Source organism: Arcticibacter sp., from assembly GCF_045629565.1.
In the GTDB taxonomy this organism is placed as follows: domain Bacteria; phylum Bacteroidota; class Bacteroidia; order Sphingobacteriales; family Sphingobacteriaceae; genus Arcticibacter.
On the sequence record NZ_JAZQRL010000130.1, the window covers coordinates 1 to 19,603 of the forward strand.

General features: G+C 45.0%; 14 protein-coding genes, 1 tRNA gene and 1 pseudogene. 14 read left to right on the top strand and 2 right to left on the bottom strand.

Annotated elements, in window-relative coordinates:
- Positions 1 to 319, top strand: a pseudogene (locus ACKI5J_RS19110) (hypothetical protein); the annotation flags it as partial.
- Positions 320 to 440: 121 nt separating this feature from the next.
- Here the strand turns inward: ACKI5J_RS19110 and pruA are convergent.
- On the bottom strand, positions 441 to 2,072 hold the full coding sequence (gene pruA / locus ACKI5J_RS19115) for an L-glutamate gamma-semialdehyde dehydrogenase (protein ID WP_407431416.1): 1,632 nt from the start codon (positions 2,070 to 2,072) through the stop codon (positions 441 to 443).
- A gap of 107 nt (positions 2,073 to 2,179) precedes the next feature.
- Between pruA and ACKI5J_RS19120 the strand changes: the two genes are divergently transcribed.
- The 3 genes from ACKI5J_RS19120 to ACKI5J_RS19130 all read left to right on the top strand — a co-directional run bounded on the left by ACKI5J_RS19120 (position 2,180) and on the right by ACKI5J_RS19130 (position 7,680).
- Positions 2,180 to 4,651 carry a helix-turn-helix domain-containing protein gene (locus ACKI5J_RS19120; RefSeq protein ID WP_407431418.1) on the top strand — a complete coding sequence of 824 codons (2,472 nt, stop codon included), beginning with the start codon at positions 2,180 to 2,182 and terminating at the stop codon, positions 4,649 to 4,651.
- A 5-nt stretch (positions 4,652 to 4,656) separates the two neighbouring features.
- Positions 4,657 to 6,585 (top strand): tetratricopeptide repeat protein, encoded by a 1,929-nt coding sequence (locus ACKI5J_RS19125; RefSeq protein WP_407431420.1) that lies wholly within the window; start codon positions 4,657 to 4,659, stop codon positions 6,583 to 6,585.
- 138 nt (positions 6,586 to 6,723) lie between these two features.
- The gene (locus ACKI5J_RS19130) at positions 6,724 to 7,680 is read left to right on the top strand and encodes an acetyl-CoA carboxylase carboxyltransferase subunit alpha (RefSeq protein WP_407431422.1); all 957 of its coding nucleotides are present in this window, start codon (positions 6,724 to 6,726) and stop codon (positions 7,678 to 7,680) included.
- A 100-nt stretch (positions 7,681 to 7,780) separates the two neighbouring features.
- Here ACKI5J_RS19130 and ACKI5J_RS19135 read toward each other — a convergent pair whose 3' ends face one another.
- Complete coding sequence (locus ACKI5J_RS19135) at positions 7,781 to 10,807, bottom strand: DUF2723 domain-containing protein (protein WP_407431424.1); 3,027 nt, start codon at positions 10,805 to 10,807, stop codon at positions 7,781 to 7,783.
- A 293-nt stretch (positions 10,808 to 11,100) separates the two neighbouring features.
- On the opposite strand from ACKI5J_RS19135, the gene ACKI5J_RS19140 reads away from it, so the two are divergent.
- From ACKI5J_RS19140 to rpsJ, 10 genes are all read left to right on the top strand, one after another.
- Positions 11,101 to 11,171 (top strand) — tRNA-Gln (locus ACKI5J_RS19140).
- A 133-nt stretch (positions 11,172 to 11,304) separates the two neighbouring features.
- Positions 11,305 to 12,270 carry a ribose-phosphate pyrophosphokinase gene (locus tag ACKI5J_RS19145; protein WP_407431426.1) on the top strand — a complete coding sequence of 322 codons (966 nt, stop codon included), beginning with the start codon at positions 11,305 to 11,307 and terminating at the stop codon, positions 12,268 to 12,270.
- Positions 12,271 to 12,279: 9 nt separating this feature from the next.
- Complete coding sequence (locus ACKI5J_RS19150) at positions 12,280 to 12,861, top strand: 50S ribosomal protein L25/general stress protein Ctc (protein WP_407431428.1); 582 nt, start codon at positions 12,280 to 12,282, stop codon at positions 12,859 to 12,861.
- Between the two features lie 119 nt (positions 12,862 to 12,980).
- Positions 12,981 to 13,544 (top strand): aminoacyl-tRNA hydrolase, encoded by a 564-nt coding sequence (gene pth / locus ACKI5J_RS19155; protein ID WP_407431430.1) that lies wholly within the window; start codon positions 12,981 to 12,983, stop codon positions 13,542 to 13,544.
- Between the two features lie 2 nt (positions 13,545 to 13,546).
- Positions 13,547 to 13,897 (top strand): ArsC family reductase, encoded by a 351-nt coding sequence (locus ACKI5J_RS19160; RefSeq protein ID WP_407431432.1) that lies wholly within the window; start codon positions 13,547 to 13,549, stop codon positions 13,895 to 13,897.
- Between the two features lie 88 nt (positions 13,898 to 13,985).
- On the top strand, positions 13,986 to 15,974 hold the full coding sequence (locus tag ACKI5J_RS19165) for a M1 family metallopeptidase (RefSeq protein WP_407431434.1): 1,989 nt from the start codon (positions 13,986 to 13,988) through the stop codon (positions 15,972 to 15,974).
- 108 nt (positions 15,975 to 16,082) lie between these two features.
- Positions 16,083 to 16,496 (top strand): 30S ribosomal protein S12, encoded by a 414-nt coding sequence (rpsL, locus tag ACKI5J_RS19170; RefSeq protein ID WP_079717716.1) that lies wholly within the window; start codon positions 16,083 to 16,085, stop codon positions 16,494 to 16,496.
- An 18-nt stretch (positions 16,497 to 16,514) separates the two neighbouring features.
- A complete protein-coding gene (gene rpsG / locus ACKI5J_RS19175) occupies positions 16,515 to 16,982 on the top strand; it encodes a 30S ribosomal protein S7 (protein ID WP_106294583.1) in 468 nt (155 codons plus the stop codon).
- Between the two features lie 100 nt (positions 16,983 to 17,082).
- Positions 17,083 to 19,194: an elongation factor G gene (gene fusA, locus ACKI5J_RS19180; protein WP_407431436.1), complete on the top strand. Its 2,112-nt coding sequence runs from the start codon at positions 17,083 to 17,085 to the stop codon at positions 19,192 to 19,194.
- A 60-nt stretch (positions 19,195 to 19,254) separates the two neighbouring features.
- Positions 19,255 to 19,560 (top strand): 30S ribosomal protein S10, encoded by a 306-nt coding sequence (gene rpsJ / locus ACKI5J_RS19185; RefSeq protein ID WP_016197132.1) that lies wholly within the window; start codon positions 19,255 to 19,257, stop codon positions 19,558 to 19,560.
- Positions 19,561 to 19,603 lie beyond the last annotated feature (43 nt).

Genomic DNA, 19,603 nt, shown 5'->3' on the forward strand with positions numbered 1-19,603 from the left:
GCTGATGTATGACCAGGTAGGGCATACCGGCGAATACATCCTGCTGAACAGCAAAGGCTTCAGTCCCTGCGCCATTATCGCGGCTTATCAGTCCGCACAACCGGCTTCCATTGCGGCAGATCCTATCCGCCTCAGCATAGAGGCCTACCCGGATCGCTACATGAAGATGCAGGAAATGGGCTATGACGGTAACAGGTTGCTGAGGAGTTTGGAGAAGCGCATATCGAAACTGTCAGGGTCAAAAATCTCGGATCGCGAAGCAAAATTACCGTCGGCCACAATGCTTATAGGTAGGAAGATAGCGTTTCGTAAAAAATAAGCCACCCATTGCTTTACCTCGCAAAGCTTTTGCATGAGTTCGCCAATTGGTCACGCTCAATTAAAATGTAAAGTGGAATATCGGGTAAAGGCCTCCTGTATTTAGGAAGCCTTTCTGTATGTTAACCTTCCTGGTGGAAGGGATATCTGTAATCTCTGGCAGGGTCAAGCGTTTCCTTGATCGTGCGGGGAGATACCCAGCGCAGCAGGTTGATCATGGAACCGGCTTTGTCGTTTGTTCCCGATCCCCGGGCTCCGCCGAAAGGTTGCTGGCCCACAACTGCCCCTGTACATTTATCGTTGATATAAAAGTTACCGGCAGCGTTTCTTAATGCAACAGTTGCCTTCTCAATGATATAGCGGTCGGAAGCAATGACGGCACCTGTAAGGGCATAGATCGATGTTTTATCGATCAGCTCCAGGGTTTCATCCAGCTGCTCGTCTTCGTATACATAAAGAGTAAGTACCGGGCCGAATAATTCCTCGCACATGGTAACAGATGAGGGGTTCTGGCTGACAATAACGGTAGGGTCAATGAAGTAACCTTTTGATTTGTCGTAGCTTCCGCCTGCAATGATCTCTGATTCGGGGTCAGCTTTGGCTTTATCTATGGCAGAGGCAAGCTTATCGAACGATTTCTCGTCGATTACAGCATTGACGAAGTTGCTGAAATCTTCTACGGGTCCTACTTTCAGGCTCGCCAGATCGCGTACGATCATCTTCTTCAGTTCAGGCCAGATGGATTTAGCGATATAAACCCTGGAAGCGGCTGAACATTTCTGTCCCTGATATTCGAATGCGCCCCTTACGATGGCGGTATTGGCTACTTCTAAATTAGCCGACTGGTGCACCAGGATAAAGTCCTTTCCTCCGGTTTCGCCAACGATGCGCGGATATGTTTTGTATTTATGGATGGAACTACCGATTGTTTTCCAGATATCCTGAAACACGCCTGTTGATCCGGTGAAGTGAATTCCGGCGAAGTCGGGATGCTGAAAGATCACATCGCCGGCATCAGGGCCGGATACGTAAACGAGATTGATGACACCGGCCGGCAGGCCTGCCTCCTGTAATACTTGCATGATCACCTGCGCCGAGTAGATCTGTGTGTTGGCAGGTTTCCAAACGACAACGTTTCCCATCAATGCTGCAGAGGTTGGAAGATTTCCGGATATTGCGGTGAAGTTGAAGGGGGTTAATGCGAATACAAAGCCTTCAAGCGGGCGTTGTTCGACGCGGTTCCAGCTTCCGCGTGATGATATCGGCTGCTGAGCATAGATCTCCGTCATGTATTGCACATTGAAACGCAGGAAGTCAATTAGCTCGCAGGCTGAATCGATCTCCGCCTGGTAGGCGTTCTTTGACTGGCCAAGCATGGTCGCTGCATTGATTTGATATCGGTAAGGGCCGGCAATCAGGTCTGCGGCCTTCAGAAATATTGCAGCACGTTGCTCCCAGGCCATTTTCTCCCAGTCTGCTTTAGCTGCAAGTGCCGCGTCGATCGCTTGCTGAACATGGGTCTTGTCTCCCTTATGATAGTGTCCGATCACGGCTTGGTGGTTATGTGGAGGTTTTATTTCAACCTTTTGTCCGGTTCTGATTTCCTGCCCTCCAATATACATGGGAATGTCGGTCTGTTTTGAATAAGCGTGGTTGATCGCTTCTTTCAAAAGAGACCTTTCCCGGCTACCCGGACTATAGTTCAACACCGGTTCGTTGATCGGTGCTGGTACAGTGAAAAACCCTTTAGTCATAAATTTGAAATTAGGTTGCAAAGATACGGAACACCTGGAATAAATTTAAAATTGCCTATATTGCACGCTCTCAATTTCTTCCCGGAGAATAAAAGTTTGTTTTTATTATGGAAAGCAATGTTCAATTGCAACTGGCGTCTGATTTTGTACGCTTCACTGACAAAAATATTTTTCTAACAGGTAAGGCAGGGACAGGGAAGACAACTTTCTTGCACCGTCTTAAAAAAGACTCAGTGAAACGTATGGCTATCGTTGCGCCAACGGGCGTGGCAGCTATCAATGCGGGAGGAGTAACCATCCATTCTTTCTTTCAGCTTCCTTTTGGTCCGTTTATCCCGGGAGACGGCAACGATAGTCCCCAAAAGAGGAATACCTCATTTAACGCAAACAGATTTCATAAGGAAAAGATCAATCTCATCAGAAGCCTGGATCTTCTTGTTATAGATGAGATCAGTATGGTCAGGGCTGATACGCTCGACGGAATTGATGAAGTCCTCCGGCGATATAAAAATCACTCCAAGCCTTTTGGTGGTATTCAGCTGCTGATGATCGGCGATCTTCACCAGCTCTCACCAGTTGTGAAGCAGGAGGATTGGCAGATACTAAAGGATTATTATCCCAATTTGTATTTCTTCAATAGCAAGGCTTTGCAGAAGACATCTCCGGTAAGTATCGAGCTGAAACATATCTACCGACAGTCGGACACCCGTTTTATCAGTTTGCTAAATAGTATCCGTGATAACCGTATCGACGCTTCGGTACTGGAGAAGCTGAATGAGCGTTACCTACCAGGCTTTAATCCGTCTGACGAAGAAGGCTATATCACTCTGACGACACATAATAGTTCTGCACAGGATATCAACGTTCGGAAGCTGCTTCAGATTGATCAGAAGGCGCAAAAGTTCGCCGCTGTCGTTGACAGGGAATTTCCGGAGTTTGCCTATCCTACGGAGATCGATCTGGAACTAAAAACGGGTGCCCAGGTAATGTTTGTTAAGAACGATACTTCGAGGGATAAGCTGTTCTACAACGGAAAGATTGGGAAAATTGTCCGGATGACTGCTGACCTGATCTACGTGAAATGTCCGGGTGACCTGGCCGAGATTCCTGTTCAGAAGGCTGAGTGGCAAAACATTAAATATAATCTGAACCCCACTACCAGGGAAGTGGAAGAAACGGTGATTGGTACGTTTACTCAGTTTCCTCTTAAGCTGGCATGGGCTATTACGATACATAAGAGTCAGGGTCTGACTTTTGAACGTGCTATCATTGACGCAAATGCGGCATTTGCGCATGGTCAGGTATATGTTGCCTTAAGCCGTTGCAAGAGCTTTGAAGGAATGGTCCTTAGCTCCGCGATTTCCTCCGGAAGCGTGAAAACGGATGGGGCGATTGCGGCTTATACCCGTGATGCGAGTGATAACGAGCCCGATCAGGACCAGCTGAATCTTTCGAAGATCGCATTTCAGCAGAGTCTGCTATTTGACCTGTTTGACTTCAGGGAGATCAAGCAAGCTTTTTTCCAGCTGCAGCGAATCGTTCAGGAGAATGATCGGGTACTGGTGCCTTCTCTTGCCGACGATGTGCTCGCCATGGGCCAGGCTCTTGAAAAGGACGTTTATAAGGTAGCAGAGTCATTTGAACGACAGCTCAGAAATCTTCTGCAGGAGGATAAGCTTCCTGAAGAATATGAGCAGCTGCAGGACCGGGTAAAAAAAGCGTGCGTTTATTTCGTTTCGAAAGTGCGTTCAGTTCTGCAGCAGGAGCTGAAAAAGTTTGACCTGGAAACAGACAACAAGGCACTGAAGAAAACGCTGACAGACGTTTTTGGACGACTGCAAAAGGCCACCCATATTAAGGTGATGGTATTTAATTATGGTGTTACCGGATTTGACACAATCGGATACCTGAAAGCAAAGGCAGATGCTGATATTGATTACGAGGCGGCATTGAAAGTGGTTCCGGCAACCCGGAAGACGCCTTCCGTGAAAGGAACGGTGCATGCAGAGTTATACTCCAGCCTTTGGAAGTGGCGCAACGAGCTTGCCGCAGACAAGCATGTTCCGGTTTATATCGTTCTGCCGCAAAAGTCGCTGATCGAACTGGTTGAGCGGCTGCCTTCGACCCTGCAGGAGCTGGAAAGCATCAAGGGTATTGGGAAGACAAAGGTGAAGGCGTTTGGAAAAGAGATTTTGGAATTGATATCCACGTATTGTGATAGGAAAGGCATCGACCGGCATCCTATGCAAATCAAGTTAAAAGAACATAAACAAAAGCTTGATACCAAGGATGTATCTTTGGAGATGCTTCGCGCAGGTAAGTCTGTGAGTCAAATTGCATCCGAAAGGGGATTGACGGTTAATACAATAGAAGGGCACCTGGTGCATTTTATTGGAAGCGGTCAGGTTGAAATTAACGAAGTTGTATCGGAGGGAAAGATAAAGCTCATATCAGATTACATTTCGGAAAATAATCCTGAGTCGATGAATGATGTTAAAATGGCCCTCGGAGAAAAGGTTTCCTTTACGGATATAAAGGCGGTGATGATATATCTGGAGTACACACATGTTGCAGGCTGATTTATATGATTATCAGGTCGTTTTTCCTTTTTAATACCTTGCTGCTGGCGTTTTTGGTCGGCGGCTGCGGCAGGGATAATCCTGACAAGTCTATGGACTTTAGCGCGGTGGATACGGGTATTTACCGCACTATCGATTCGTTGAACGAGGTGGCTTTCCGGATAAAGAAGAATGATGTGATGAGAGCACTTGATGTTGTGTACAAGGCATCCTATCTCGCCGAGTTATATCGTTATGATAAGGGGATGGCCTCGTCTTTACTGACAGAAGCCGGAATTTACCATCAGAACGGATATCACAAACGGGCGTTGACGTTGTACTATAAATCGCTCGATATCAGCACGAAAATTAAAGATTCGCTTCATATTGCTAAGGCCAATCAGCAAATAGGAAACGCGTTGATGGAAAGCGGGGACTATCCTGAGGCTGAAAGGTTATATACGATTGCTGTAAAATATTACAGCATCCTGGGTTTGGATGAAGATCTGGTGAATATGTGGAACAGTCTTGGGTTGGTGAAAATGGCATCGGGGCGTATTGATTCAGCGAGAAGCTATTTCAATGAGGCCAGAGAAGCTAGCAGTAGGCTGGGTTATACCTATGGTACGAAGAAGTCTAATCATAACCTGGGACTTTTAAATACAAAGATGGGTAAGCTGGCAACGGCCAGGGATTTCTTCCTTGCTTCGCTTGCGGTTGACATCAAGACGAAGGATGCATACGGAATCGCACTTAACAGAAATCAACTTGCCCGGCTTGCAATAGCCGGGGGTGATTATGATGGAGCTGTTGATTTATTTAAGTCAGCATTACGGGCTGCAGGGTCCATATCTGCGGCGCATCTTCAGATCGAGTCACTTAAAGGTCTGTGTGACATTTACCGGAAAAGGTCGGATCTGACGGAACTGGTAGCCTATCAGGACATGCTGATTGATATGCAGGATGACCTTGCCGAGCGGGAAAAATTTTATTCCATGAATTTTCTTGAGATTCTGAAAGAGAAAGAGCAGGAGAGGTTTGTGTTTCAAAAGAAAATTGTGAACGCACAACAGCGAGTTACGTATTCAAATGTTGTTCTGGGCGTTGTCTCTGCGGGCTTGTTTACACTCATCCTGCTGACGATACTATGGTATAAAAACTACAGACGTGCAAGATCATACAGCAAGGAGCTGATGGATAAGAACGACGTTATTCAGAAGCATGTGCTGGCCCTTAACCAATTGAACAGCGCTATAACGGAGCAGAACGAACGTTTGGAGGAATCAAACCGGATGAAGGATAAACTTCTGTCTATTGTAAGTCATGACCTTCGTACACCCTTGTCGAACACGAAAGGGATTCTGGATCTGGTGGAAGGGAATTACCTCAGTCCTGCCGAGCTTAGTCAGTTATTGAAAGATCTTGATGCGCAATATGTAAAATCGCTGACCTTGCTTGACAATCTTTTGTTCTGGATTAAGGGACAGATGTCGGGATCACCGCTGGAATCTAAAGTTATTGATCTGAAACCCTTAATTGACAGTCTCTGCCATGAGTTAGAGATATCTGCCGCAAAGAAAGATATTGCGTTAATTAACGACATCCATGCAGAACTATCTATTTCAGGCGACCGTGAAATGATAAAAGTTGTATTTAGGAATCTGCTCACGAATGCGCTTAAGTTTACTGAGAAAGGTTATGTGCGGATTTATGCGACAGTGGAAGAGGGCATAACGGTTCATGTTGAGGACAGCGGAATCGGAATGAGCGAAGAAGTACTGCAAAAAGTGTTGAGCAGGAGTTATTTCACCACAAAAGGGACACATAAGGAGTCGGGAACGGGCTTTGGACTGCTCATTTGCAAGGATCTTATCGAAAAACATGGCGCTTCTCTGTCTGTTAAAAGCGAAGTGGGGCTAGGTGCTGTTTTTTCGGTGAGGTTTGGCACGAAGTAGTTTTGGTTTCTTGTTATGGCTGTATTTTCCTACCTTAGCCAGATTATTTGTTTAATGAAAACGTTACTTTTTGTTGGGTTGGACATGAGCTCATGTTCGCTTCGGCACCATTAAGAAAACAAATTATTCTGTTGAAAAATGACTACATCCTTTGATTTTGAAAAACCTATAGCTGATCTTCAGCAGCAGATAGAGAAAGTTAAGCAAATTGCTGAGAAGACAAAAGTGGATATGAGTGGAACGCTGGCGGAGTTGGATCAACAGCTAGCGGCTGCAAAAGAGCAGATCTATTCTAATCTGACGGGTTGGCAAAAGGTTCAGATTTCCAGACATCCTGAGAGACCTTATACATTGCAGTATATCGAGATGATGTGTGAGAACTTCATTGAGCTACACGGAGACCGTACGGTGAAAGATGATAAAGCTATTGTTGGTGGCTTTGCCTCCATTGGCGGTCAGACGGTGATGGTGATTGGTCACCAGAAAGGGACAAATACGAAATTACGCCAGTACCGGAACTTTGGTATGGCGAATCCCGAAGGATATCGCAAGGCTTTGCGACTGATGAAGCTTGCGGAAAAGTTTAATAAGCCGGTGATCACGCTGATCGATACTCCCGGAGCCTTTCCAGGTCTTGAAGCTGAAGAACGCGGACAGGGTGAGGCCATCGCCAGAAATCTGCTGGAAATGTCTGTTTTACGTGTTCCGGTAATTTGTGTGGTTATAGGAGAAGGTGCATCAGGCGGTGCATTGGGTATTGGAATCGGAGATAAGGTGCTGATGCTGGAGCATTCCTGGTATTCTGTTATATCACCGGAGAACTGTTCGGCTATCTTATGGCGCACCTGGGACTATAAAGAACGGGCGGCGGAATGTTTGAAGCTGACTGGCGAGGATATGTTGAAGAATGGATTAATAGATGGCATTGTCCCGGAACCTATGGGAGGAGCACATCAGGATCCTGTAGCGATGGCTGCAACATTGAAGGCCAGAATCCTTGAGGATTTGAAAGGACTTAAAGCGAAAGATATTGATGCGGTAGTTAATGAGCGGATTGAGAAGTTCTGCTCAATGGGAGTGGTTGTTGAAGGGTAATATTTAGTTCTTTAATCAAGTTAATCCGTAATAAAAGCAAAAAGGGAAGGCCTGAAAATTTTTGATTTTCAGGCCTTCCCTTTTTTTGCTTTTATTCTCTCTATTCGTAATTCAGAGATAGTGAACCTTGCAGGCTTGTAAACTGCTTTTGCAGTTCAGCGTGAAGCGCGGTTTGCTTATTGGCTTCAGTGATCTTGAGCAACTCATTGAGAACTGAAACACCCAACTGAATGTCGTTCATGGCAAAACGCTGACGGCTGCCGGAAAGGCCTCCTACGTAAGCCAGCTCATCTGAAATGAATTTGCTGGTGTGTTTAACCAGTTGATTAGCCTTTTCTGTTTCTCCCACTTTGTACAACAAGTCTGCCGTGTAATACCTGTGAAGAATATAATAGAAAAGGTAATTTTTTTCGGGAACCACTTCGAGCGATTTGTTTAAAACCTTTCTCGCTTCGTCAACACGGCCTTCTTCATATAACTTGCTGGCAAGTGTATTGAAGCTTTTAATAATGGTTCCGATCATGCGGGTAGTTTCGGGATCGAGATACTTCGCGCCTTTCATGTTGCCCCACACAAACTTGTTAAGCATGTTATCATACATGCGGTCGGCATTGATAAGCTCCGGTTCCTGGGCTGTTGAGTCTGCTGCCGGTTGCTTCAATGGCAGAAGTCTGTACGCGAATCCTTCATTGTACAGGTATTTGTCAAGGCCGATATAGTTGCTTGAAGGAACCGTTACGGCGAAGTAAATGGGCCTTTTCCAGTCGTTGTGTGCAAGGATATCGAACATCGCCAGCTCTGTCTTGGTTACATAGTTTTTGTTGTAAGTCCAGTCCATGGTAGCTGCGATGCTGTCTTTCATGGACTCGCTTACGGTCTTTGTAGCGAGGACCTGTGCCGGATCGATGGTGATTCTGAAATTTTTTGTCGGCAGGATGTTTTCCTTGGTGCCGTCCTGCATAGGAACTTTATCGTTGTCGTTGTCAGACGTCAATACTTCAAACAGGTTTTTCATCTCAATAGGTTCTGCGAACTTATAATCGTAGTAACGGATTACGTCTCGCACTCCCTGAACGAATTTCTCGTTCCCCATGGTTAATGGAAGGGGGTCAGCCTGATTGATCTTATCTTTCATCTGACGGATGTACCAGTCTGTACCCAATAAGCTCAGGTTTACGATGCGAACATCCGGGCGTACACCTTCAACTTCCTGGACATACCAAAGTGGGTACGTGTCATTGTCACCGTAGGTAAAAAGGATGGCATTGGGTGCGCACGATTCCAGATAGTCTATCGCAAAGTCGCGAGTAGTGAACTTATCTGAACGGTCATGATCATCCCATTCTTGTGATGCCATCAGCACCGGGGCTGCCAGTAAGCAAAGGACTGTTGCAACGATTCCGGCTGTCTTAGGTGACATCTTTTTACTGAGGAAGTTGGCAATTCCGGCAACGCCAAGCCCTATCCAGATTCCGAAGGCATAGAAGGAACCTGCGTATGCGTAATCACGTTCCCTGGGTTGAAGCGGATTTTGATTCAGGTATAGCACAATGGCTACGCCTGTAAAGAAAAACAGTAAGCCAACTACTCCTGCATCTTTCTGATTGTATTTGAAATGCCAGAAGGCACCGATCAGGCCAATGATAAGGGGCAGGAAAAATAGGGTGTTATGCGCTTTATTGTCTTTTATGCTGGGAGGGAGGTTATCCTGTGGCCCCAGTAGTATAGCGTCTATGGGTTTTATGCCGCTGATCCAGTTTCCGGAAGTGTAGTTTCCATGTCCCTGATCATCATTTTGTCTGCCGGCGAAGTTCCATAAGAAATAACGGGCGTACATAAAACCTGTCTGATAGGAGAAAAGAAATCCGAGATTGTCGGTGAACGTTGGGGATTCGTTTTCGCCCAGTTTCATCCAGTCGCGGTAATATCCTACGTGCTGAGGATCGTCACTGTACATACGTGGCAGTAGAGTGTTGCGGTCGTATTCTGTTGTAAACTTCCTTCCGGCAACTTCATACTTTTCATTTCCCTTGCGGTAGATATTATCTCCTTGCTTGTAATCAATAGGCTGGGAATCGAAATACTGACCATATAGAAGAGGGCGGTCGCCGTACTGCTCACGGTTCAGATAACTCAGGAAAGCGAATGCATTATCGGGATCACTGTTATTTAGTGCGGGGTTTGCTTTTGCACGAACGATGATCATCGCATAGGAGCTATAGCCGAATACGATAAAGGCAAAGGAGACGAGAATGAGGTTAAGGGTAGGTTTTACCTTCTTGATCGAGTATATAATGCCATAAGTAAGGGCACCTACTACCAGAAGAACAAAGACCAGAACGCCGCTACCAAAGCCCATCCCTAAAGTATTTACAAAGAACAGGTCGAAGTAGGCCGCGAATTTTACGAGGTACTGGATGATCCCGTATTGTACGATGGCAAGCACGACAATACCTGCGAGCAACGAAAGGAGAGCTCCTTTGGCGGTAGGGTTTTTATATCTTCTGAAATAATATACCAATGCTATTGCAGGGATGACCAATAGGTTCAATAAGTGAACGCCGATGGATAATCCCATGACATACGCGATAAACACGAGCCACTTATCTGCTCCGGGTTCATCGGCATGGTAATCCCACTTAAGGATTGCCCAGAACACGATGGCGGTACAGAGTGATGACATAGCATATACTTCGGATTCAACAGCTGAAAACCAGAAAGTATCTGAGAATGCGTAAGCAAGTGCCCCTACTAATCCAGAACCAATAATGGTGATGAGGGTTGCTGGTTTTAGTTCCTCTCCGTTTTTCCACAAGGTTTTTTTGGCCAGGGCCGTGATGGTCCAGAACAAGAAGAGAATGGTGGCGCCGCTGGAAACGGCTGATCCAATATTCATCCAATAGGCTACTCTGGTAACATCTGAGCCAGCCAGAAGGGAGAATATCTTTTGAAGGATGAGGAATAGAGGTGCACCGGGCTGGTGGACGATCTGTAGTTTGTATGCTGCAGCGATGAATTCACCACAGTCCCAAAAGCTCGCTGTCGGCTCCGCGGTCATAACATAAGTCGCCGTGGCGATTATAAAACATAGCCAACCGAAGAGATTGTTAATTTTGTTGTAATTCATATATAAGATACCAGTATCGATACGGAGCCCGAAATTAACGAATAGAATTTAATTACCAAGTCTGATGCCTCAGGTTTATGGATTTATGTACCGTCTTTGATGCATCGGAGCAAATGAAAGGAAGCAACATGCCGGGAGGCTGCAGAGTGGGAACGATTTTTTTATTTTGATTTACAGATAGTTGTTTCGGAATTTCGACTTATGGCCTCAAAAACGAAAAAATGTTTTGGATATCTCTGTAATCACGCTATATTTGCATTCCATTTCGCAGCAAGCGCTACAGAATGGAAGATTGCCCGATAGTATAAAGGTAGTACGACGGTTTTTGGTACCGTTTGTCTAGGTTCGAATCCTGGTCGGGCAACATAAAAAATTCGGATTCTCTGATCGTTTTCATAGAAGTACATCTAATTCGAAGTCCGGATTTTTTCTACCTCTAGTGATCAGAAATTGAATTCTTTATTGCACTCATAAGTTTCGAAATCCGAACGAATAAAATGCCATTCCAACCCAATCACGTTAAGTTATTTGCCGGCTCAGGCTCTACATTGTTAGCAGCGAAGATAGCCAGCTCATATGGAAGAGATCTAGGTGATGTTGTTACAGCTCGTTTTAGCGACGGAGAATTTCAACCTTCTTTCAACGAATCCGTCCGAGGTTGCGATGTTTTTCTGATACAGTCCACCAATCAGCCTTACGATAATCTGATGGAGCTCTTATTGCTGATTGATGCAGCGAAAAGGGCTTCTGCGCATTATATAACGGTTGTTATTCCTTACTTCGGAATGGCCAGGCAGGATAGGAAAGACAAGCCACGTGTAGCCATCGGGGCAAAGCTTATAGCCAATCTGCTTACCGCTGCGGGAGCACATCGTATTATGACAATGGATCTTCATGCAGCCCAGATTCAGGGGTTCTTTGATATTCCGGTGGATCATCTGGATGCTTCCGTGATTTTTGTTCCGTATATCAAGAGCCTTGGCCTGAAGAACCTGACGATTGCATCACCTGATATGGGTGGTTCTTACCGTGCGCGGACTTTCGCCAAATTCTTCAATGCAGAGGTAGTAATCTGCGACAAGCGTCGTAAGCGTGCGAACGAGATTGAGTCTATGTCTATCATTGGGGATGTTACCGGTCAGGATATAGTTCTGATGGACGATATCTGTGATACCGCAGGAACGCTGGCAAAAGCTGCTGCCCTGATCATGGACAATGGTGCAAACAGTGTCAGGGCGGTATGTTCACATCCCGTACTTTCTGGAAATGCATACGAAACAGTCGAGAACTCGGCTCTTACTGAGCTGATTGTTACCGATACTATTCCTTTAAAACGTCCGTCTGACAAAATACGGGTATTGTCTACAGCTGATCTGTTTGCTAAAGCCATTTCTATCGTTCATGAACATGGCTCGATAAGCGGCTTGTTTAACGTGGATCAAAATTTGAATACAAATAACTAAATATATATTATGAAAACTATCGCTATTAGCGGTTCCCTTAGAGGGAACGTAGGGAAACGCGACGCAAAGGAACTGCGTTACGAAGGTAAAGTGCCTGCAGTTCTTTATGGTGGAGAAGGTCAGAAGCATTTCGCAGTAGAAGCAAGTGATCTAAGAGATTTGATCTACAGTGCAGATGTGAGCTTCGTGGACATTCAGATTGACGGTACTTCAACTCAGGCTATTATTCAGGATGCACAATTTCATCCTTTGACTGAGCAGGTTATACATGTTGACTTTTTGCAACTTCATGCTGACAAACCTTTGGTTATGCAGATCCCTGTTAAATTAACCGGAACTTCTCCGGGTGTGAAAATGGGTGGTAAGCTGGTGCAGAAGCTTCGTAAGCTTCGTGTTAAAGCTTTGCCAAGTGCAATGCCTCAGTATGTTGAAGTAAGCATTGAGCCATTAGAGGTTGGAAAGTCTGTTCGTGTTCGTGACCTTAAGTTTGAAGGTTTCGACATCACTAACACTCCTGAGGATACTATCGTATCTGTAACAACTTCACGTGCGTTGAGACAAGCGGAACAAGAAGCAGCAAAGGGTAAATAGTCTCTTTCTTCTTTGAATTTGCAAAAGAGGTTGCCTGCTTAGGTGACCTCTTTTGCTGTTTATAGGAGTTTTTACTATATTTTTGCTGGTAAAACACTACTGGATTAAATATACTATTGATGAAATACCTGATTGTAGGTCTTGGAAATATAGGACACGAATATGCGGATACGCGTCATAATATTGGTTTTATGATTGCAGATGCGCTGGCTAAGAAAGCGGAGGTGAGTTTTATGAACATGCGGCTGGCTTACTTTACCGAATTTGGGTTCAAAGGAAGGAAAGTCTATGTGATTAAACCTACAACCTATATGAACCTGAGCGGAAAGGCTGTTAATTATTGGATGCAGGAGCTGAAAATCCCGATTGAGAATGTGCTTGTGCTGGTTGATGATCTGGCTATTCCGTTTGGGAAGGTGAGAATTAAACCGAAAGGGAGCAGTGCGGGGCATAACGGATTAAAGAGCATTGAGTCAGTGCTTGGCGGTTCTAACCATTATGCGAGGCTCCGCTTTGGCATTTCGGATAATTATCCAAAGGGGCGTCAGGTTGATTATGTGCTGAGTGGCTTTGATGATGACGAGATACCCGCACTACCGGAGCTGATTGACCGTTCTGTAGAGATGATAGAAAGTTTTGTTACAGTAGGTGCTGAATTAACAATGACGCGCTTTAATAAATAGGTATGGTTAAGGTATATGGTATAAAGAATTGCAGTACGGTGAAGAAAGCGTTGGATTGGCTGGATGGGCACCAAATTTCTTATGAGTTTCATGATTTTAAAAAATGGGGCATTGATGAAGAGCGCCTGCGTGTCTGGTCGGATGTAGTTGGCTGGGAGGCGCTTGTTAATAAACGCGGCACTACCTGGAAGCAGCTGGATCCTGGAGTTCAGCAGCGTGTGGTGGATGCGCAAACCGCCTTTCCGGTTCTGATGGAAAAGACGAGCATCATCAAAAGGCCGGTTGTGGAGACAGGCAATGGGGTTCTCCTGGGCTTTGATGAAGCCAGGTATGCTGAGGCCTTTGGCGTTTAGTTATATATCGTTATTTATTATTACTGCATCTGTTCATTGTTGCCGTCTTTGCTTAGTGTTGGCTTAAGACGTCAGAAGTACATGTCTTATGAATCTAAAAAAAAATCTAGTTTCTGTTTCTCTTCTTTTGTGTTCATTTTTTGCTGAAGCCCAGCAGTCGGAAAGTTATTTCGACGGTGAGAAGAATCCGGGCAGCTATAGCTATACGGAAGCCTTCGGCGGGTCAGTTTATACGCGTTCAGGGAATCAGTATCGTTCTGCCTCTGGCAAGCCAGGACATGCTTATTGGCAAAACCGTGCGGATTATGCTATCGATGTCACGTTAAACGAGCAACTCAAGACGATTAGCGCAACAGAGTTGATCACTTATACTAACCATAGTCCCGACGACCTGGAGTTTCTGTGGCTTCAGCTGGATCAGAACCTTTATAAGCCAGGCTCACGCGGACTTAGCACGGTTCCGCTAACAGGAAGCAGGAGTGGTAACAAAGGCCAGCAGTTTGATGGCGGCTATGCGATCAAGGCTGCAATGCTTGTGGATCAAAGCGGAAAGGAGACGGAGCTGAACTGCATGATTGATGATACACGCATGCAACTGATGCTTCCGGAGCCATTGAAGGCCGGAGGCGGGAGTCTGAAACTTAAGATCGAATTCTCTTTTATTATCCCTGATTATGGTTCAGACCGGATGGGTATCCTGGAGACCTCGAACGGAATGATTTTTTCTATTGCACAGTGGTATCCGCGTATGTGTGTGTATGATGATATTTCGGGTTGGAATACGACGCCTTATACCGGTCCGGCTGAGTTTTATCTCGAGTATGGAGATTTTGATGTGAATATCACTGCCCCTGCTAATCATGTTGTTGTTTGTTCTGGAGAGTTGCTTAATCCGGAGGAGGTGTATTCTACGGATCAGCAGAAAGCCTGGGCCGCAGCAAAGCGCAGTGATAAGCCTGTTGTAATCCGCTCAGAAAGAGATGCCAGGAATGCGTCGAGGCCGGTTGATGGAACCAAAACATGGCGCTTCAGGATGCAGAATACACGGGATGTTGCCTGGGCCTCATCAGCGTCGTTTATGATTGACGCAGCGCGGATCAACCTTCCCGAAGGAAGGACATCGATGGCGGTATCTGCTTATCCGGCGGAGTCGGCGGGTAAGTTAGCATGGGGGCGTTCGACAGAATATGTAAAGGCATCAATTGAATACTATTCAGCCAAGTGGACTGAATACCCGTACCCAACGGCTATTAATGTCGCCAGTAATGTTGGTGGGATGGAGTATCCGGGGATTGTTTTCTGTGGAAGCAGTGCCAGGGGCGGTGCCTTATGGGGTGTTACGGATCATGAATTTGGCCATATCTGGTTTCCTATGATAGTAGGATCGAACGAGCGCCTTCATCCCTGGATGGATGAAGGGTTAAATTCATTTATAAACGAGCTGTCGACTGCTGCATTTAACAAAGGGGAGTACGACAAGGGGACACGGAATATGAAGAAGTGGACTTCGCTGATCATGGATTCTTCTTTGGAGCCGGTAGTAACCAGTGCGGATAATATGAAAGAAAGAAATACCGCTTATTTATCTTACTATAAACCAGCTATAGCCCTGTCATTGCTCCGTGAGAATGTTCTCGGCCCCGAGCGTTTTGATCGTGCTTTCAAAGCCTACATAGAGCGTTGGGCCTATAAGCATCCGACCCCTGACGATTTCTTCCGGACAATGGAAAATGTGAGCGGGGAAGATCTTAACTGGTTTTGGCGAGGCTGGTTTTTAAATAACTGGAAGCTTGATCAGGCGATTTCAGGGGTCAGTTATGTGAAGAATGACCCAGCGAATGGTATATTGATAACGGTGGCTAATCTGCAGAAAATGGTTATGCCTGTTGTTGTTGAAATCAAATTAAAAAGTGGTGGGGTTTCCCGAGTGCAACTGCCGGTGGAAATATGGAAGCGGAACAAGAGCTGGACGTTCCAATATCCTACGAAAGAAGATGTGTCATCCGTTACCATTGACCCTGATCAGACTTTACCGGACGTGAATACAGATAACAATGTATGGAAGGTTAAGAATTAGCATGAATTTCTGAACCCAACCCCTTGATAATCAAAAAAACTTACTACCTTTGCATTCCTTTTTAGGACAAAGGGTAAAGCAAATTTAATTTAAAAACAAAAAACGTAAATGCCTACTATTCAACAATTAGTTAGGAAAGGTAGAGTAGCTCTGGAGGATAAGAGTAAATCCCCAGCGTTGGACAGCTGTCCACAGCGAAGAGGCGTGTGTACCCGTGTATACACTACTACCCCTAAAAAACCAAACTCAGCAATGCGTAAAGTTGCGCGTGTTCGCTTAACAAATGGAAAAGAAGTGAATGCTTACATTCCAGGAGAAGGACACAATTTGCAGGAGCACTCTATCGTATTGATCAGAGGAGGTCGTGTTAAAGATTTACCAGGTGTACGTTATCACATCATTCGTGGGGCACTGGATACTTCAGGTGTAGCCGGAAGAAATCAGCGTCGTTCTAAATATGGTACTAAGCGTCCAAAGCCAGGACAGGCAGCGGCAGCACCAGCAAAGGGTAAAAAGAAATAAGCAAAGGAGGATATATAAATGAGAAAGTCAAAACCAAAAAAGAGAATTATCCTGCCTGATCCGAAGTTTAATGACGTGATGGTAACCCGTTTCGTAAACAACATGATGTACGACGGAAAGAAATCAGTTGCTTATTCTATCTTTTATGATGCTGTTGAGTTAGTAGAAAAAAGAACTAATGAAAGCGGTCTTGAAGCATGGAAAAAAGCTTTGAACAACGTAATGCCTGCTGTAGAGGTTAAATCTCGCCGTGTAGGTGGTGCTAACTTCCAGGTTCCTACAGAAGTTCGTGCTGAGCGCAAGATTGCTTTAGGAATGAAGTGGTTAATCCTTTACTCTCGTCGTCGTGGTGAAAAGACCATGATGGAGAAGTTAGCGGGAGAGATCATCTCTGCTTCTAAAGGTGAAGGTGCTGCAGTGAAGAAGAAAGAAGATACGCACAAAATGGCTGAGGCTAACAAGGCGTTTTCACACTTCCGTTTCTAATATAAAGATTACACAGATTTAAAAAAGATTGCATTGGCGGATATTAATTTTGAAGATCAATGTAATCTTTTTTGGGTCATAGAGAATCACAAACAATAAAATGGCAAGAGATTTAAAATACACAAGAAATATAGGTATTGCTGCCCATATTGACGCCGGTAAAACAACTACTACTGAGCGTATCCTTTACTATTCAGGGGTTAACCACAAGATGGGAGAGACTCACGAAGGGTCGGCTACAACTGACTGGATGGCACAGGAGCAGGAGCGTGGTATCACGATCACTTCTGCAGCGGTAACTGTTGACTGGGCTTACAGAGGTCAGAAATATCACATGAACATCATTGACACACCGGGACACGTGGATTTTACCGTAGAGGTAAATCGTTCACTGCGTGTACTTGATGGGTTGGTGTTCTTGTTTTCTGCGGTTGATGGTGTTGAGCCTCAATCTGAGACAAACTGGCGTTTAGCTAACAACTACCATGTACCACGTATAGGATTTGTTAACAAGATGGACCGTTCAGGTGCTGATTTCCTAAAGGTAGTTAAGCAGGTAAGAGAGATGTTAGGCAGCCACGCTGTTCCATTGCAGTTACCTATCGGATCTGAAGATGCATTTACTGGTGTCGTTGACCTGATCAACAACAGAGGTATTGTATGGAATGAACATGATAAAGGTATGACCTTTACAGAAGTTCCTATTCCGGAAAGCATGACAGAGGAAGTTGCTGAATGGAGAGAGAAGTTGTTGGAAGCTGTAGCAGAATACGATGAGTCTTTAATGGAAAAATTCTTTGATGCTCCTGATACAATCACTGAGCGCGAAGTGTTGGATGCATTACGTAAGGCTACTCTTGATGCTAAGATCGTTCCTATGGTTTGCGGTTCGTCTTTCAAAAACAAAGGCGTTCAAACCATGTTGGATTATGTGATGGAATTACTGCCTTCACCAATGGACGTTGAAGGCATTACAGGAATAAACCCTGATACAGAGGAGGAAGTTGTTCGTAAGCCAGATGTAACAGAGCCATTTGCTGCTCTTGCATTTAAGATCGCAACGGATCCGTTTGTAGGGCGTTTATGCTTTATCCGTGTGTATTCAGGTAACCTTGAGGCCGGATCTTATGTTTACAACACCCGTTCACAGAATAAAGAGCGTATTTCACGTATCTTCCAGATGCACGCAAACAAGCAAAACCCTATTCCGAATGTAGGTGCGGGTGATATTGCTGCGGTAGTTGGTTTCAAGGATATCAAAACCGGAGATACACTTTGTGATGAGAAGAATCCAATTATTCTTGAGTCTATGGACTTCCCTGAGCCTGTAATTGGTTTAGCGATCGAGCCGAAGACTCAGGCAGATATTGACAAGTTGGGTATGGCTCTTGGTAAACTGGCTGAGGAAGATCCAACGTTCCACGTAAAGACTGACGAAGAGACTGGCCAGACTGTAATTTCAGGAATGGGCGAACTTCACTTAGACATCCTTATGGATCGTCTAAAGCGTGAGTTCAAGGTGGAAGTTAATCAGGGAGCTCCTCAGGTTGCTTACAAAGAGGCAATCACAGGTACTACCCAACACCGTGAAACGTATAAGAAACAAACTGGTGGTCGTGGTAAATTCGCTGATATTCAGGTTATAATTTCTCCGATTGATCCAGATTTCGAAAAAGGCGGACTTCAGTTTGTTAATGAAATTTCGGGTGGTTCAATTCCCCGCGAGTTTATTCCTTCAGTTGAGAAAGGTTTTGCTGCAGCCATGTCTAATGGTGTGTTAGCTGGATACCCTCTTCCTGATATGAAAGTTCGTTTGATTGACGGATCTTTCCACGCAGTCGATTCGGACGCTCTTTCTTTTGAGATCTGTGCTCGTTCTGCATTCCGTGAAGCATTGCCGAAATGTAAGCCAGTTCTGATGGAGCCAATCATGAAGGTTGAGATCCTTACTCCAGAAGAAAATATGGGTGATGTTATCGGTGATATGAACCGTCGCCGTGGCCAGCTTTTAGGTATGGACTCACGTGCCGGATCCCAGGTTATTAAAGCGCATGTACCTTTGTCTGAAATGTTTGGTTATGTAACACAGTTACGTACGATCACTTCAGGACGTGCAACGTCTACCATGGAATTCGACCATTATGCAGAAGCTCCACGTAACGTTCAGGAAGAAGTTATTGCCAAAGTAAAAGGCGCTAAAAATAACGGTTAATAAAAATAAAATCGCCCTGCTTAACCAATAGCTCTTAAGCAGGGCTTAACAAAAACAAAGATGAGCCAAAGAATTAGAATTAAATTAAAATCTTACGATTACAATCTGGTTGACAAATCAGCTGAGAAAATCGTTAAAACTGTAAAGCCGACTGGCGCAGTAGTTAGTGGTCCGATCCCTCTTCCAACAGAGAAGAGAATCTTCACAGTATTGCGTTCACCGCACGTGAACAAGAAAGCTCGTGAGCAGTTTGAATTATGTGCTTACAAGAGACTTCTTGACATTTACAGTTCTAATTCAAAGACTGTAGACGCTTTAATGAAACTTGAATTGCCAAGTGGAGTTGAAGTTGAAATCAAAGTTTAAGTACAAACAGTACGCAAAAATAAGAAGGCGGTTAGTGTATACT

Bases quoted from the DNA above. Each gene is read 5' to 3' on its own strand.
- pruA (WP_407431416.1), bottom strand. From the start codon at position 2,072: ATGACTAAAGGGTTTTTCACTGTACCAGCACCGATCAACGAACCGGTG.
- ACKI5J_RS19120 (WP_407431418.1), top strand. From the start codon at position 2,180: ATGGAAAGCAATGTTCAATTGCAACTGGCGTCTGATTTTGTACGCTTC.
- ACKI5J_RS19125 (WP_407431420.1), top strand. From the start codon at position 4,657: ATGATTATCAGGTCGTTTTTCCTTTTTAATACCTTGCTGCTGGCGTTT.
- ACKI5J_RS19130 (WP_407431422.1), top strand. From the start codon at position 6,724: ATGACTACATCCTTTGATTTTGAAAAACCTATAGCTGATCTTCAGCAG.
- ACKI5J_RS19135 (WP_407431424.1), bottom strand. From the start codon at position 10,807: ATGAATTACAACAAAATTAACAATCTCTTCGGTTGGCTATGTTTTATA.
- ACKI5J_RS19145 (WP_407431426.1), top strand. From the start codon at position 11,305: ATGCCATTCCAACCCAATCACGTTAAGTTATTTGCCGGCTCAGGCTCT.
- ACKI5J_RS19150 (WP_407431428.1), top strand. From the start codon at position 12,280: ATGAAAACTATCGCTATTAGCGGTTCCCTTAGAGGGAACGTAGGGAAA.
- pth (WP_407431430.1), top strand. From the start codon at position 12,981: ATGAAATACCTGATTGTAGGTCTTGGAAATATAGGACACGAATATGCG.
- ACKI5J_RS19160 (WP_407431432.1), top strand. From the start codon at position 13,547: ATGGTTAAGGTATATGGTATAAAGAATTGCAGTACGGTGAAGAAAGCG.
- ACKI5J_RS19165 (WP_407431434.1), top strand. From the start codon at position 13,986: ATGAATCTAAAAAAAAATCTAGTTTCTGTTTCTCTTCTTTTGTGTTCA.
- rpsL (WP_079717716.1), top strand. From the start codon at position 16,083: ATGCCTACTATTCAACAATTAGTTAGGAAAGGTAGAGTAGCTCTGGAG.
- rpsG (WP_106294583.1), top strand. From the start codon at position 16,515: ATGAGAAAGTCAAAACCAAAAAAGAGAATTATCCTGCCTGATCCGAAG.
- fusA (WP_407431436.1), top strand. From the start codon at position 17,083: ATGGCAAGAGATTTAAAATACACAAGAAATATAGGTATTGCTGCCCAT.
- rpsJ (WP_016197132.1), top strand. From the start codon at position 19,255: ATGAGCCAAAGAATTAGAATTAAATTAAAATCTTACGATTACAATCTG.